Here is a 14893-nt window from a genome sequence, read left to right as displayed (position 1 = left end):
CCGTCGCCCTCGACGAAGGTCACCGTGTCGAACCAGCCACGCCCCTTAAACCGCGGGTAGCCAGGCGACTGACCCGCCTTGACGCGGCGGAAGAACGCCTCGAACGCCTTGTTCAACCGGCGCAGCGTCTGCTGCTGACCGGTGAACGACCAACGGCCCTGCCCCGCCGGGTCATCGGCACGGATCTCCTTCAACTGCGCCGACTGCTCCCCATACCGGATCGAGATCTTCGCCCGGCGGTACGCTTCACGACGCTCTTGCAAGGCCGCGTTGTACAACTCCCGATGATCGTCCAGCATCGCCGTCAGCATGATCTGCTGCTTGACCGTGGGACGCAGCAGGAACTTGAACGACCTACGCATAATCGCCCCCACCGTTGTCGGGACACGCTCGTACCGGAAGTCGACACAGCGCCGCACGCCCGCCGCACTGGCGGATCAACCCGTCCAGCCGGGTCTTGCCCCAGCCGCTCAGGACACGGCGCCAGTACTGGGAGCACCACACCACGTGACATTCCAAGTCGTACGCCGCACCGGGGGAAGTGCGCACCTGACGAGACACGCGATCATTATCAGATCCGCGCCCCTATAAGCGCAGCAGTTTGAAGAAAGCCGAAATCCGCATGTTAAGGCACGCTCGGGCACCAGAGCGCCTTCCCACTCGGCATTCCCCCGCTCCCTGAAGGAAGCGATCCCCTGCCTTCGACTTGATGGCGGAACGGCCCGCGGAACACCTGCCTCGGGGCGGGCTACAGGGGCGAGGTCTTCGGTACACGATGCAATCCATCGGACTCGAACCAGACCTGGGTGCTGGCCCCCTGAGCCACCACCTACGACAGAGGGCTCTGATGTTCGAATCGCCCGGTAGAGAATGATGCACTACGGGTGAGATATCTCATCCCACAGCAGAAAAAGCCTCGCAGGAGTATCGCTCTTCTTGCACTTCTAGCAATGCAAGAACGACAACTCCTGCGAGGCTCGAACTACCGGCTGCCGATGACCAACAGCACGGCGGTAACGCTCACGGCAACAACCGTGACAATGGTGCACAATTGGGCGGTCCGAGCCCAACTCCCAAGTGTGTCTCGGACCGTCCGCCCGATCTCTCCCGCAATGGTCGCAGGCGCTAAGTCGGACTCTACCGTCTCAGAGGAGTCATCTTCCCCTTCGTCATGAGTTGTCATGAACAGACCGTGCCATACGGCGACTTATGCGAGAAATGTTCACATATATCGAGATGAATTTCTCTCCTACCGGGAGAGAAATCCCCGCTCCCCGAGCACAAGACCTCCCCGCCTGTGACGCGCCTCGCGGGTCGACGTCTGCGTCCTCGACGGGCGGCCGGCGTCCTGCACAATGAACCGGCGTCCCGCACAATGGAAGGGATGTCCGTTCATCCTCTTGCGCGTGCCGCAGCCTCTCTCCACGGCCTCGCTCTCGGCGACGCCTTCGGCTCCCAGTTCTTCGTCCCGGCCCATCACCACGCCCTCTCCAGCCGTCTGCTTCCACCTGATCCATGGCAGTGGACCGATGACACCGAGATGGCGTGCTCCGTCTATCGCGTCCTGGCTGATCACGGCGTTGTCGACCAGGACAGGCTCGCGGCGAGTTTCGCCACCCGTCACGACTTCGACCGTGGATACGGCCCGGCCACCAATCGGATGCTCCGCCTCGTCCGCGAAGGGGGCGACTGGCGGACGCTTTCGGCCGAGTTGTTCGACGGCAAGGGCTCGTGGGGCAACGGGGCCGCGATGCGGGTGGCGCCGCTCGGCGCCTGGTTCGCCGACGACCTCGCGCAGGTCGTCCGGCAGGCCGCTCTGTCGGCGCAGGTCACCCACACACACCCCGAAGCGGTGGCCGGCGCCGTCGCGGTGGCCGTGGCCGTGGCGACGGCCGTCAGGGAACCCGATCTCGCTCCGGGACGGTTCCTCGACCGGGTCGGTGAGCACGTGCCCGCGAGCATGGTCCGGGAGGGGATCGCCGAGGCTCGTCAGCTCCTCACGATCAGCGATCCCGCGCTCGCCGCCCAGGTGCTGGGGAATGGGCGGCAGGTCAGCGCGCAGGACACCGTCCCCTTCACCCTCTGGGTGACGGCCCGTGAACGCCGTGACTTCGAAGCGGCCATGTGGACCACGGCGGCCGCCGGCGGCGATGTCGACACGACCTGCGCCATTGTCGGCGGCATCGTCGCGGCTTCGGGAAGCGGTGAGCCTCCGGAGTGGAGAAGGAGATGCGAGCCGCTCCCTGACTGGGCAGGGGTTCCACCGCTCGATCCGTGAGCGAGGACGCCTTGGGCGTGCCCCGAGGGGGCATGTGACGGAGGCAACAACCAGACGTGCCCTCTCCCCGGTGGGAAGAGGGGCACGTCGGCCGGTGGTAGTTCAGCTGATGCCTGCGATCACCTTGTCGGCGTCGCGGGTCAGGGTGTCGCGTACGTCGGCCCTGGTCACCAGCTGCTGGTCGGCCAGCAGGCGCTTGACTTCGGACAGGTGGCGGACCGCCTTGGCGTCTTTGCCCGACGCCTCCGCCTTGCGTGCCTTGGTCAGTTCGTTGGTCAGCGCGGTGTGCGCGGTCACGGACAGCCAGTTGGCGGCGCGGAACCTGTCGATCAGGTGCTGCATGTCCCGCATGGACGTCGTGACGCTGAACCGCACGTTCGTCGTGATCGAGTTGCCGGCGTTGTCGTCCGCCTTGGCCGCGACCGTGTGGCCGGCCAGGGTCTGGGTGAACAGCGCCAGCGTCGAGTCGGCGGCGAGCGGGGCGCCGTCGAGCGTGCCCGACGTCGTCTTCACGCCGGAGGTGCTGTCCACGGCCTGCCAGGTGATGCGCAGGTCCTGGGAGTCGCCGTAGACCTCGCCGTCCGAGACACCGGAGACCATGAGGGTCGGGCGGGTGCCGTCGATCTTGAGTACCGCGGCCTTCTCCTGCTCGGTCGTGCCGACCTTGTCGACGGCCCGGTAGCGCAGCTCGTGCGTGCCGTCCCCGCCGACCACCACGGGCTGGCCGGCGTAGGCCGTCCAGGCGCCCTTGTCGAGGGCGTACTCGATGCGGGCGACCCCTGAGGCGGCGTCCTGCGCGGCCAGGACGACCGGGACGTCCCCGTTGTTCCAGCCCTCGGCGTTGGGCGCGGCGAACGACGCGGTCGTCTGCGGAGCGGTGGTGTCGATCTTCAGGGTGAGCGAGCGGGCCTCCTCGACGTTGCCCGCCCCGTCCCGGGAGCGGTACTCCAGCTTGCGTGTCCCGTCCCCGCTGATCAGGATCGTCGCGGTGTAGGGAGTCCACTCGCCGCCGTCGAGGCGGTACTCGGTGGCGGCCACGTCCGAGGCGTCGTCGACGGCGGTCAGCGAGACCTCGACGGGCCCGGAGGTGTACCAGCCGTCCTGGCCGTTCGGCTCGGCGGCCTTGGCCGTGGTCACCGGAGGCGTCTTGTCGGCGCCGGCGACCGGCGTGAACCTGAACTTCTGGTCGTCGACGTTGATGCAGTTCCACTGGATCAACTTGCCGCCGTCGGCCGGGGAGCTGCCGGCGATGCCGAGGCACAGGCCGCTCGCGGCCGAGGTGAGCCGGTAGTCCTGCCCGGTCGCGGCGGGGATGAACCGCTGGTTGACCTGGTCAGGGGCGGACGCGGGGTGGCAGGTCCACTGGACGAGTTCGGTGCCCGCCGCGGTGGAGCCGCCTGGCACGTCCAGGCACTTGCCGCTCTTGACGTTCTTGAGCTGGTAGCTGCCGTCGGACAGCGGGATGGCCTCCCACTTCTGGTCCGGGCCCTGTGTCGCGCCCAGCTGGACGATCTGGGCGTCGTCGGCGTCGTTCGTCGGCGTGATGTTCTTGCCGCTGTGCTGGGCGGTGATCGTGTAGGTGCCCGGCTGCAGCACGGGGCCCTGGTTCTCGCCGGTGAACTGGACGGCGTCCAGGTCGAAGGCGTTGTTCTGGCTGTTCTTGAAGACGGCGTAGATCGTCTTCGTCCGGACGTCGGACTTCACCGGCACCGACGCCGTCATCTGGTAGTTGTTCCAGTCTCCCGTGCTGGGAACGGGGGTCGTGGCGAGCAGGGTGCCGGTGGGCGAGTCGGCGTGCAGCTCCACGGAGCCTCCGCCGCTCGGGCTGGACAGGCGGTAGCTGACGGCGGTGACGCCGTTCAGGTCCATCGGCGTGAAGGAGATCCAGTCGTTGTTGCTGATGTCACCGATGCGCTTGCCGCTCTCGGCGCCGGGCTCGCTGATGACCCGGACGCCCGACATCGCGGTGAAGTACTCGGCCTGCTTCCGCTTGGGCTGCAGGATCGCCTTGGCGTAGCCGGTGAGCGGGTTGTCACCCTTGTCGGTGTAGTGGGCGTTGATGACGTAGTAGAGGTTGGCCCCCGCCGGGTGGCCGCCGATGTCGCTGGTGGAGATCTTGCCTTCGCAGCCCGGGATCTCGACGGTCTCGTGCTCGTGGTCGTCGTGTCCGAGGGCCGGGGTCACCAGCACCTTGGAGCAGTCGATCGTGCCGTCTTCGGGGTCGGTGACCTTGACCTTGTACGGGACGTCCTGGCCGAACTCGATCACGCTGCCGTTGACCGGCAACTCGATGGTTACGGTCGGGGAAGTGTTGCCGGCCGTGATCAGCACGTTCGCGAACCCCTCCTTGCCGGTGACGTCGGTCACCTTGAGCTGGGCGGCGAACCGGCCGGCCGAGGAGTAGGTGTGGCTCGCCTTGGCACCGGTGGCGTCGAACGTGCCGTCGCCGTCGAAGTCCCAGGCGAAGTCGATGGGGTCGCCGTCGGGGTCGACGCTGCCGGCGCTGTCGAAGTCGACCGTGAGCGGCGCGGGCCCGTCGGTGCGGGACGCGGTGGCCTTGGCGACCGGCGCCCGGGCGCCCGCGGAGTAGTCGATGCGGTACAGGCCCGAGTCGTTGTTGCCGCCGCCGAACGAGTTACCCCATTCCAGCAGGTACAGCGATCCGTCGCGGCCGAAGGTCATGTCCATCGGCTTGAGGAAGGTCTGGTTCGGCAGGAAGCTGTTGATCTTCAGCACCTGGTCGTCGCCGTCGAGGTGGATCTCCTTGATGTAGTGGCGCGACCACTCGTAGAAGAAGTTCACTCCGTCGAAGTAGGCGGGGAACTTGCTCTTGGACGTGCCGGCGGCGTCGTAGCGGTAGACCGGACCGCTCATCGGAGCGGAGCCGCCGGAGCCGAGCTCGGGGAACTTCGGCGAGGTGCCGTAGCCGTACCACATGACCGGCAGCTGGATCGGCGGGAGCTCTGTCAGGCCTGTGTTGTTGGGAGAGTCGTTGGCCGGGTGGGCGCAGTCGAACTTGGCCCCGACCACCTTGGTGTCAGGGTTGTACGGCGCGTAGGGCTGGTTGTCGCCGTGGCAGAACGGCCAGCCGTAGTTGCCGGCCTTCTTGATGACGTTGTACTCCACCAAACCCTCGGGACCGCGCTCGGTCGTCGGGCCGCCTCGGTCGGGACCGTAGTCCGCCGCGTGCACGTACCCGGTCTTCTGGTCCACCGTGAACCTGAACGGGTTGCGGAAGCCCATGGCGTAGATCTCGGGCTTGGTCTTGGCGGTGCCGGGCGGGAACAGGTTCCCCTCGGGAATGTCGTAGCCGCCGTCCGCCTTCGGCTTGATCCGCAGGATCTTGCCGCGCAGGTCGTTGGTGTTGCCCGCGGTACGGGCGGCGTCGAGCATCTGCTTGCCAGGCCGCCAGTCGAGGGGCGCGTACCCCTGCCAGTCGGGCGACAGGTTCGGCGGGACGTCGTCGCCGGTGCTCAGATAGAGCGAGCCGTCGGGCCCGAACTCCACCGCGCCCCCGGTGTGACCGGGCTCGGGGTAGGTCCGCTGCCGGTAGGCGGGCACCTCCAGGAGCTTCTTCTCGCTGGCCAGGTCGATGGAGTCACCGCTCACCGTGAAGCGGGAGAGCCGGTTGACGTCGTCCGCGCTGTCCGCGGGCGACCAGTAGACGTAGATCCAGCCGTTCTCGGCGAACTTCGGGTCGAGTTCCATGCCGACCAGGCCGTCCTCGCCGCCGTTGTAGACGTCGAGGGTGGCGGCGGTGACCGTGCTGTGGCTGTCGGGCTTGAAGATCTTGATCTCGCCCTTGCGCTGGATGTAGAAGACCCGGCCGTCGGCGGCCACGTCCAGCTCCATGGGGTCGGCGGTGTTGTCGTCGAGCGTGACCTTCTCGAAGCTGCTGTTCACCGTGCCGCCGCAGTCGCCCGCCTCGGCACCGGCGGCCCACTTGACGCCGCCGAGCACGTGCTCGCGGAAGAGCGGTTCGGCGTAGGCGGCGGTGTCGTGGCCCATGGCCGTCGCCCAGATCTTGCCGCCCTCGGCGTTGCGGCACCAGGAGATCGGGTGGTCGGCCCCCATCGCGGAGCCGCCCGGGTTGTAGGTGGTCTCGTCCGCGGCGACCAGGACGTGCACGTTGCCGCGGGGGTTCGGGGCGAAGTTGTACCACTCCTCCGGCCGCTGCCACCGCAGGGGCAGGTTCTTGGTGGACGGGTGTACGCGGTCGGCGACCACGGCGGTGCCTTGCAGGACGCCCGGGGAGTGGGCAGGCATGTGTGCGCCGCCGTTGAGCAGGTCGTCCCACCAGGGGAACTCGTTCTCGATCCCCATGTCGAGGGCGTTGTGGATGCCCACGATGCCCTTGCCGGAGCGTACGTACTTCTGCATGGCCTGGCGCTGCTCGTCGTTCTCCCAGACCATGCCGGAGTTCTGCAGCATGATCACCACGTCGAACGTCGCCAGGTTGGCGTCGTTGAACGCGGCGGAGTCGGCGGTCTCGACGACCGCGAAGTGGTTGTCGGCGGCCAGATCCTTGATCATCTGGACGCCGGCCGGGATCGACGAGTGGACGTACCCCACGGCCTTGGTGAACAGCAGCGCCCGGAAGGTGTCGTGCTGGGCGGAGGCGTGAGCCGTCCCTGTTCCCATTAAGGTCAGCAGGATCGGGAGGATGAGGGCAGCAAGAAATCGACGCATGTCGAATCTCCGGGGGGTTGAAGGTGTTCTCTCCGGAAGCGGGTCCGAGACCTCAGGAACCGATCAGAGCGTTCTCAGGAAGGCGAGTCCCTCTGAGGCGAGCGCGTCCTGGCTCGGTGCGAGCGGCCGCCAGATGGAGGCCGCGGTGGCGATCGTCTGGTTGTGGGCGGTGAAGGATTCGATGACGAGCGGGCCCGCGTAGCCGGTTTCCCGTAGGGCGCCGACGAAGGCGGGCCAGTCGAAGCGGTCGGCCCCGGGGGTGCCCCGGTCGGTCCCGCATACCTGCACGTGCGCGATCCGGCCCGTCGCGGTGTGGACGGCCTGCGCCGGATCCTTCTCCTCGATGTTCATGTGATAGACGTCGAGCGCCAGGTCGCAACCGTCGGGCAGGGCCTCCAGGGCCTGCTCAACGGTGTTGACGAGGCTGGTCTCGTAGCGGTTGAGCGGCTCGACGGCTATCCGCACGCCGCGCTCGCCCGCGTAGTCGGCCACGGGGGCCAGGTTCTTCCGCAGCTCCGCGTAGACCTCCTGGCGTTCGCCCGGCGACATGCGCCAGGTCCTGCCGACGGAGGCGTAGGCGGGGCCGCCGATCACCGGTGAGCCGACGGCCGTCGCGACGTCGACGCAGTGGCGAAGGTAGTCCTGGGTCTCCTTCACCACCTCGGGCGAGGCCGCCACGAGCTCCCGTCCGGGGGGCATGACCAGCACCACCGAGGCGGCCAGCCCGTGCTCGGCGAGGAGCGCGGCGGCCCGCGCCGGGTCCCAGTCACCGGGCCGCTCGACCGGGAGCTCGATGACGTCGAACCCCCAGGCGGCGACCTTCGGCGCGAGGCGTTCCAGGTCGCCGTCCGTCAGCGGCGACACCCACACCCAGGTGTTCACTCCGACAGGGAACATCGTTCAGCCCTTCTTGCCGCCCCAGTTCTCGGGGAAGCCCGGCATGTTCTCGCAGCCGCACAGCGCGTAGTGCAGGGGCGGCATGTTCGGCTGGAGGTAGGTGGACAGGTTCGCTGAGGTGATCTTGGGCTGGGGCAGGTTCCAGAGCTTGGGCACCTCTTCACCCTTGAGGATCTTGAGCGCGGCGATGATCGGGGTACGCCACTGGTAGGTGGGGTAGGTGGGGGCGAGGGCGGTGAGGTTGCCGTCCTTCCATTTCTGCAGGAAGTCCTGCTGGTCCTCGCCGTTGATCGGGGGCACGGGCAGCCCGGCGTCCTCGAACGCCTCGACCGCGGCCACCGCGGTCGCGCCGGAGTCCATCCAGACGCCGTCGATCTTGCCGTTGCGCTGGATGTAGTCGTTGACGATGCTCTTGGTCTTGGCCGCGTCGCCGTCGGTGAACTCGACGCCGACGACCTTCAACTGGCTCTTGTCGAACGCGACCTTCGCCGCCGACCAGCGGGTCTCCAGCACGTCCACGCCGGGGCTGATGCGCAGCGCGAGGATCTTGCCGCCGGCCGGCACCTTCTCGATCAGGAAGTCGGCGGCGTCGGCGCCGAACAGGTAGCCGCCGATGGGCTTGATGAACGTCACCGGGCAGTCGGTCTCCACGCCGCGGTCGAAGACGATGACCGGGACCTTGGCGCAGGCGCCCTTCACGGCCGGGGTGAGCGTCGCCGTCGTGTTCGGCGAGATGATCAGCGCGTCGCAGCCCTTGGCCTGCAACTCGGCGATGTCGGAGATCTGCTTGTCGTCCTTGCCCTCGGCGTCGAGCGCGGTGAGCTTGGAGATCTCCTTGTGCAACGCCACCTCGGCCTGCATGGTCTTCCAGCCGACCTGCCGCCATGGGTTGTTGACCGCCGCGTTGGAGAAGCAGATCTCGTACGGCCCGCCCTTTTTGTACGTGGCGGTGGACGTCATCTGCGGCGCGATGGCCTGTTCCCACGGCTTGTCCGCGGGCCCTTCCGGGGTCTGCGCGCGCATGGCGAGCTGGGCGTCATAGTCGGCTTGGACGAAGAACTTGGACTGGTCTCCGGTGCCCGCCGCGGGAGCCTCCGACGTGGCGGTGGCGCCCGCGGCCGGGGTCTGGCCGGCCGACGTGGCCGGCTTGTCGCTGGTGCAGCCGACGGTGAACGAGGCCAGCGCGGCCAGGGAAAGGAGGGCCGCTGCGGGCCGACGACGCGACATGGGGGGTGGTCTCCTTCTTCAACGGGGGTGCTCAGGCGCTCGGCCTGAGTTTGAGAGGCAGCCGCAGGGCTCCGACCGCGACGGCCGCGATGATGATGACCCCCTGCACGGTGAACTCCAGCGCCCCCGAGATCCCGTACAGGTTGAGCAAGGTGAACAGTGCTTCCAGCGTGAGCGCGCCGCCCATCGCGGCGACGACCGACCCGCGTCCGCCGCCGAGTGCCACGCCCCCGAGGACGACCGCCGTGATGGCCTGGAACTCCAGTCCCTGGCCGACCTGGGCGGAGACGCCGGCGAAACCGCCGAGCAGGATGCCGGCGACCGTGGCGGCCAGGCCGGAGAGCATGAAGGCGAGGATCCTCGCCCGGGCGACACGCACGCCGGACAGGGCCGCCGCACGCTCGTTGTCGCCGGTGGCGGCGAGCGTCCTGCCGAAGTCGGCCCGCGTCAGCGCGACGGCGGCCGCTCCGACGGCGAGGAGGATCAGCACCGACCAGGGGATGGGTCCGAGGCTCCCCCTGCCGAAGGCGCGGAAGCCCTGCGAGAGCGCTCCGCGTGGCGCGCCGCCCGACCACAGGAAGACCGCGCCGGACAGGACGAGCATCATGCCGAGCGTGGTGATGAAGGACGGCACCTTCAGCAGGGTCGTCACCGCGCCGTTGACCAGGCCGACGAGCAGGCCGAAGACGATCAGCAGGGCGAGCACCGGCCAGGTGGCCGCCTCGTTCCCGTCGATGAGGCGGGCCCCGATGACGACCTCGGCGGTGACCAGGGAGCCGACCGACAGGTCGAACTCGCCCGAGACGATCACGAAGTACTGGCCTGCCGCCAGGATCACCAGCGGCGCGGCACGCTTGGCGAAGGCGAGGAATCCGGCGGGCTCGACGAAGACCGGGTTCACGACGGCGATCGCGACCAGCAGGACGGCCAGCACTCCGAAGATCGGCAGTGTTCGTCTCATGCCCGCCTCCCTTGCTTGCGCCTGGCGTAGACGGCCACGGCGGTCACGATGACCACGCCCCGGACGACGTCCTTGAAGAAGGAGTCGACCTCGAGCTGGTTGAAGACGCTGTCCAGCGTGGCGAGCAGCAGCACGCCGCCGACCGTGCCGCCGACCCCGCCCCTGCCGCCCGCCAGCGCGGTGCCGCCGAGGACGACCGCGGCGATCGACTCCAGGTCGTATCCGCCGTCGGTGCCGACGGTGGGGGCGCCGGCGCCGAGCCTGCTCGCCAGCAGCAGCCCGGCGATCCCGGCGCACAGCGAGCAGAGCACGTGCGTGACGATCAGCATGCGGTCGGTCCGCACCCCGGACAGGCGGGCGACCTCCTGGTCCCCGCCGACCGCGTAGATCCGGTAGCCCAGCGTGGTGCGCCGGAGCAGGAACCAGGCAGCGGCCGCGACCCCGGCCCAGAGCAGGGCGGAGACCGGGACGGGGCCGATCCGGTCGTAGCCGAGGTGTTGGAAGGACTCGGGCACCTTGCCGGCGGGGCCGTCGTACAGGTGGTCGAGGACGCCCTTGATGATCAACGCGACGCCGAGCGTGGCGATGAACGGGTGCACCCGCAGTTTGGTGATCACGAGCCCGTTGGCCAGCCCCACGGCGGCGCTGATGGCGACGACCGCGGTGACGGCGAGCGCGATGTTGCCGTCGAGCCCGTCCATGGTTTCGGCGGCCACCAGCGAGGTGAGGCTGATCAGGTAGGCGACGGAAAGGTCGAGCGAGCCGGCCAGGATGGCGAGTGTCTGCCCGACCGCGACGATGCCCAACGCGGCCGAGCGCTGCTGCACGCCGACGAGGTTCTCCAGCGTGAGGAACTGCCCGCCGCGCGCGGCGACCAGCGCCCAGCCGATGAGGACCACTCCGGCGAGGGCCAGGAACACGACCCTGGCCGGGCTCGAACCGCGGGTGCGTAACAGGGGCAGGGCGCGTGCGGACGCGGCCCGGATCCGCTCGCTGTCGATCATGACATCACCTCGCCTGCGGCCAGCCGCATGATGGCCTCCTCGGTGGGAGCTGCGGGGAGAGTGCCCGTGACGCGGCCGTCTCGGAGGACGACGACGCGGTCGCTCATGCCGATCAGCTCGGGCAGTTCGGAGGAGATCATCATGATCGCCATGCCGTCCTCGGCCAGCTGCCGCATCAGGTCGTGGATGGCGGCCTTGGCGCCGACGTCCACACCACGGGTGGGCTCGTCGAACAGCAGCACGGTGGGGGCGACGGTCATCCACTTGGCGAGGACGACCTTCTGCTGGTTGCCGCCGGACAGGTAGCGGACCTCCTGGTCCTGGCGCGGCGGCGTGAGCCGGACCCGCTCCAGCAGCTCACTCAGCCCGTTCTGGCGGCCACGGCCCACCGCGCGGGCCACCAGCAGCGCGTTGTCGCGCACGGATTGGCGCAGGGCCAGCCCCTCGGCCTTGCGGTCCTCGGTGACCAGGCCGATCCCTGCGGCCACCGCTTCGCGGACCGAGCGCGGGCGGCACGGTGTCATCTCGCCGCTGGTGAACGGCTCGGCGCCGAACAGCGCCTTGGCCAGTTCGGACCGCCCAGAACCCTGCAGGCCGGCGACGCCCACGATCTCGCCCGCGCGCAGCTCCAGGTCGATGCCGTGCAGTTTGTCGTTGCCACCGCCGGTCACGCGCAGCCGTACCTCTCCGGTGGCGCCGGCCCGCGGCGGGAAGTAGGCGCCGAGGTCGCGACCGACCATCAGCCTGACCAGGTCGTCCGAGGTCACCTCGGCGATCGGCACCGTGGTGACGCGCCGGCCGTCCTTGAGCACGGTCACCCGGTCGGCCAGGTCGAACACCTCGCGCAGCCGGTGAGAGATGTAGAGGACCGCGATGCCGCGCTCCTGGAGGCGCCGGACGAGCTGGAAGAGCAGCTCGACCTCGTGTTCGGCGAGCGCGGCCGTCGGCTCGTCCATGACCACGATCCTGGCGTCGAGCGAGAGGGCCTTGAGGATCTCGACGACCTGCTGCTGGGCGACCGACAGCCGCCTGACGAGGTCTCTCGGGCCGAAGGACGTCTCCCCGAGCTCGGCGAGGAGCTGCCTGGTCGCGCTCTCCATGGCCGTCCTGTCGACCAGGCCCGCGCGGGAGGGCTCGCGGCCGAGGAAGACGTTCTCCGCCACGCTGCGCTCGGGCAGGAGGTTGAACTCCTGGTAGATGATCGCGACACCGGCCCGCTGCGCCTCGAGCGGGTGGCCGAACGACACCTGCCGCCCGTCGATCTCGATCGTCCCCTCGTCCGGCGCGTGGACCCCGGCGAGGATCTTCATCAGGGTGGACTTGCCCGCGCCGTTCTCCCCCATCACCGCGTGGACCTCGCCCGCCTGGACCTCGAGGTCCACGCCGGATAACACCCGTACGCCGAGGAAGCTCTTGCCGATGCCGGTCATGGTCAGCACGGGGTCCACTCCCCTGTGCGCGCGGAGTCGAGGACGGCCGCGCAGATCCGCGCGGCGCGGACACCGTCCTCGAAGGTCGGCAGCCCGTCACGCTGCTCGCCGCGCAGCGCGGCGTAGCTCTCGGCGACGAAGGCGTCGAAGCAGTCGTAGTACCCCTGCGGATGCCCGGCGGGGAGCGGCGAGTACGGCACGGCGGCCGGCGAGAGCGTCTCAGGGTCGCGCACGAGCAGCCGTGCCCCGTCACGCCTGCCGATCCACAGCCGCTCGGGCTGTTCCTGGTCGAAGGCGATGCTCTCCTCGGTCCCCGACACCTCCAGGAAGAGCCGGTTCTTCCGGCCAGGGGACACCTGGCTCGTCGTGACCGACCCCAGCGCGCCTCCGCGGGTGCGGAACTGCACGGTGACCAGGTCCTCGGTGAGCACCGGCCCGTTGCCCGCCCGTGCCTGCTGCACGACGGCGGTCTGCGCCGACACCTCGGTGATGCGGTCGCCCGTGACGAACTCGGCGAGGTCGCACCAATGCGACCCGATGTCGGCGAACACGCGGCTCGCGCCGCCGATCTCCGGATCCACCCGCCAGTTGTCATCCTCGGGACGCAGCAGCCAGTCCTGCAGGTAACTGCCCTGGACCAGCACCACCCGGCCCGCGTCTCCACGCGCGACCCGCTGCCGTGCCTCGCGGGCCATCGCATGGAAGCGGTACACGAACGGCACCGTCGCAACCAGTCCCGCCTCGGCGGCACGGGCCGCCATCAGGACGGCCGTCTCCACGTCGGTGGCCAGCGGCTTCTCACAGATCACCGCCAGGCCGGCGGCCAGCGCCTTGAGCGTGAGCGGAGCGTGCAGGTTGTTGGGGGTGCAGATGTGCACCACGTCGATCTCGCCCGACTCGATCAGCTCGTCCGCGGAGGCGAAGGGGCGCCCGAAGCCGTGCTGACGGGCGCGCTCGATCCGGGTCCCTGCGACGCCGACGATCCGGGCACCGGCGAGACGGGCGGATCTGGCGTGCACACCGCCCATAAAGCCCGTCCCAATGATGCCTACTCTAGGTCTATGGGGGGGTTGCGAGGATATGTCCTGCATATTTCGGGAGAGTAGATCCGACTTATGACGACGGTCAAGCAAAACTTGCGTAGAATCTGTCGTATACCTGCTTCGCGATCATCATAAGGAGGACTGGTGACTCAGGGCCCATCGAGCTCTTCTGGAGCAGGGACGGTGCTCTCGATCCTGCGAGACGGACGGCCGCGCACCCGCGCCGAGCTGGTACAACTCACGGGCCTTGCGAGGTCCACGGTGTCCCAGCGGATCGACGCCCTACTGCTCCAAGGCTGGATCGTGCCAACCGACAGCGCGGCTCCGTCCGGCGGCAGACCCGCCACCGCCTTCTCTTTCAACCGCAGCGCGCGGGTGGCGCTCGCCGCCGACCTGGGCGTCACCCACGCCAGGCTCGCGGTGGCCGACCTCGGCGGCGCGATACTGGCGGAGCGTGCCACCGATCTGGACATCAGCCGAGGCCCCGAGCCGACGCTGACCTGGGTCCTCGACAGCTTCGACGACCTGCTCGCCGAGTGCGGGCACACCCGCGGCGACGTGTGCGGCGTCGGGATCGGCCTCCCGGGCCCCGTGGAGCACGAGACCGGAAAGGCGGTGAACCCGCCGATCATGCCGAACTGGGACGGCTTCCCCGTGCCGGACTGGCTCGGCAGCCGCCTCGGCGTCCCGGTCCTCGTCGACAACGACGTGAACATCATGGCGCTGGGCGAGCAATGGGCCACCCAGCTCGAAACCGAGCACCTGATCTTCGTCAAGATGGGCACGGGCATCGGCTGCGGGATCATCAGCGGAGGCCGGCTGCACCGGGGCGCCGAGGGGGCGGCAGGCGACATCGGCCACATCCGGGTGCCGAACATCAACCAGGTGCAGTGCCGTTGCGGCAACATCGACTGCCTCGAGGCCATCGCCGGCGGCGACGCCCTCGCCGCCCAACTGCGCAGTTTCGGCATCAACGCCTCTCACGGCCGCGACGTGGTCCGGCTCGTCAAGGAGGGCAACACCCAGGCGATTCACCTCGTCAGGCAGAGCGGGCGGGAGGTCGGCAGCGTGCTCGCCTCCATCGTCAACTTCTTCAACCCCGGGCTCGTCGTGATCGGCGGCGACCTGGCCGAGGCGGGCGATCACCTGCTGGCCGGCGTCCGGGAGGTGATCTACGCGCGCTCGCTGCCGCTGGCCACCAAGCGCCTCAGCATCCACGCCAGCGAGCTCGGCGATCGCGCGGGTGTCATGGGAGCGGCCGCGATGGTCATCGAACACGTCCTGGCCCTCGAGAGCGCCGATCAGCCCGGTTCCGCGTAGCTTCCGCCGACGTCCGGCATATCTATGGTTGACCATCGGCGAAA

At 68.9% G+C, this 14893-nt stretch carries 9 protein-coding genes and 1 pseudogene; 2 read left to right on the top strand and 8 right to left on the bottom strand.

What is annotated here, in order from left to right; all coding sequences use genetic code 11:
- A pseudogene (locus ABT294_RS48960) lies at window positions 1-311 on the bottom strand (RNA-guided endonuclease TnpB family protein); the annotation flags it as partial.
- 1064 nt (window positions 312-1375) lie between these two features.
- Between ABT294_RS48960 and ABT294_RS48955 the strand changes: the two are divergent.
- Window positions 1376-2278 (top strand): ADP-ribosylglycohydrolase family protein, encoded by a 903-nt coding sequence (locus tag ABT294_RS48955; protein WP_502912242.1) that lies wholly within the window; start codon window positions 1376-1378, stop codon window positions 2276-2278.
- A gap of 102 nt (window positions 2279-2380) precedes the next feature.
- On the opposite strand, the gene ABT294_RS48950 is transcribed toward ABT294_RS48955, so the two are convergent.
- The 7 genes from ABT294_RS48950 to ABT294_RS48920 form a co-directional block, all read right to left on the bottom strand.
- Complete coding sequence (locus ABT294_RS48950) at window positions 2381-6919, bottom strand: ThuA domain-containing protein (RefSeq protein ID WP_350813404.1); 4539 nt, start codon at window positions 6917-6919, stop codon at window positions 2381-2383.
- 111 nt (window positions 6920-7030) lie between these two features.
- Window positions 7031-7864, bottom strand: a complete 834-nt coding sequence (locus ABT294_RS48945) for a sugar phosphate isomerase/epimerase family protein (protein WP_350813403.1) — start codon at window positions 7862-7864, stop codon at window positions 7031-7033.
- 3 nt (window positions 7865-7867) lie between these two features.
- Window positions 7868-9091 carry a substrate-binding domain-containing protein gene (locus tag ABT294_RS48940; RefSeq protein WP_350813402.1) on the bottom strand — a complete coding sequence of 408 codons (1224 nt, stop codon included), beginning with the start codon at window positions 9089-9091 and terminating at the stop codon, window positions 7868-7870.
- Window positions 9092-9122: 31 nt separating this feature from the next.
- Window positions 9123-10052: an ABC transporter permease gene (locus ABT294_RS48935; RefSeq protein WP_350813401.1), complete on the bottom strand. Its 930-nt coding sequence runs from the start codon at window positions 10050-10052 to the stop codon at window positions 9123-9125.
- Entirely contained in the window at window positions 10049-11056 is a 1008-nt protein-coding gene (locus ABT294_RS48930) for an ABC transporter permease (protein ID WP_350813400.1), read from the bottom strand. The genes ABT294_RS48935 and ABT294_RS48930 overlap by 4 nt, the downstream gene beginning before the upstream one ends.
- Window positions 11053-12486 carry a sugar ABC transporter ATP-binding protein gene (locus tag ABT294_RS48925; protein WP_350813409.1) on the bottom strand — a complete coding sequence of 478 codons (1434 nt, stop codon included), beginning with the start codon at window positions 12484-12486 and terminating at the stop codon, window positions 11053-11055. Before ABT294_RS48925 ends, ABT294_RS48930 begins: the two co-directional genes overlap by 4 nt.
- A gap of 2 nt (window positions 12487-12488) precedes the next feature.
- On the bottom strand, window positions 12489-13514 hold the full coding sequence (locus ABT294_RS48920; protein ID WP_502912241.1) for a Gfo/Idh/MocA family protein: 1026 nt from the start codon (window positions 13512-13514) through the stop codon (window positions 12489-12491).
- Between the two features lie 156 nt (window positions 13515-13670).
- Here ABT294_RS48920 and ABT294_RS48915 point away from each other — a divergent pair, with 156 nt between their 5' ends.
- On the top strand, window positions 13671-14849 hold the full coding sequence (locus ABT294_RS48915; protein ID WP_502912243.1) for an ROK family transcriptional regulator: 1179 nt from the start codon (window positions 13671-13673) through the stop codon (window positions 14847-14849).
- The last annotated feature ends 44 nt before the right edge of the window (window positions 14850-14893 follow it).

Source organism: Nonomuraea sp. NPDC000554, assembly GCF_040300065.1.
GTDB lineage: Bacteria > Actinomycetota > Actinomycetes > Streptosporangiales > Streptosporangiaceae > Nonomuraea.
The sequence above is the reverse complement of the archived record's forward strand: the minus strand, read 5'-3'. Positions and strand labels throughout refer to the sequence as shown.

Bases quoted from the DNA above. Each gene is read 5' to 3' on its own strand.
- ABT294_RS48955 (WP_502912242.1), top strand. From the start codon at position 1,376: ATGGAAGGGATGTCCGTTCATCCTCTTGCGCGTGCCGCAGCCTCTCTC.
- ABT294_RS48950 (WP_350813404.1), bottom strand. From the start codon at position 6,919: ATGGGAACAGGGACGGCTCACGCCTCCGCCCAGCACGACACCTTCCGG.
- ABT294_RS48945 (WP_350813403.1), bottom strand. From the start codon at position 7,864: ATGTTCCCTGTCGGAGTGAACACCTGGGTGTGGGTGTCGCCGCTGACG.
- ABT294_RS48940 (WP_350813402.1), bottom strand. From the start codon at position 9,091: ATGTCGCGTCGTCGGCCCGCAGCGGCCCTCCTTTCCCTGGCCGCGCTG.
- ABT294_RS48935 (WP_350813401.1), bottom strand. From the start codon at position 10,052: ATGAGACGAACACTGCCGATCTTCGGAGTGCTGGCCGTCCTGCTGGTC.
- ABT294_RS48930 (WP_350813400.1), bottom strand. From the start codon at position 11,056: ATGATCGACAGCGAGCGGATCCGGGCCGCGTCCGCACGCGCCCTGCCC.
- ABT294_RS48925 (WP_350813409.1), bottom strand. From the start codon at position 12,486: ATGACCGGCATCGGCAAGAGCTTCCTCGGCGTACGGGTGTTATCCGGC.
- ABT294_RS48920 (WP_502912241.1), bottom strand. From the start codon at position 13,514: ATGGGCGGTGTGCACGCCAGATCCGCCCGTCTCGCCGGTGCCCGGATC.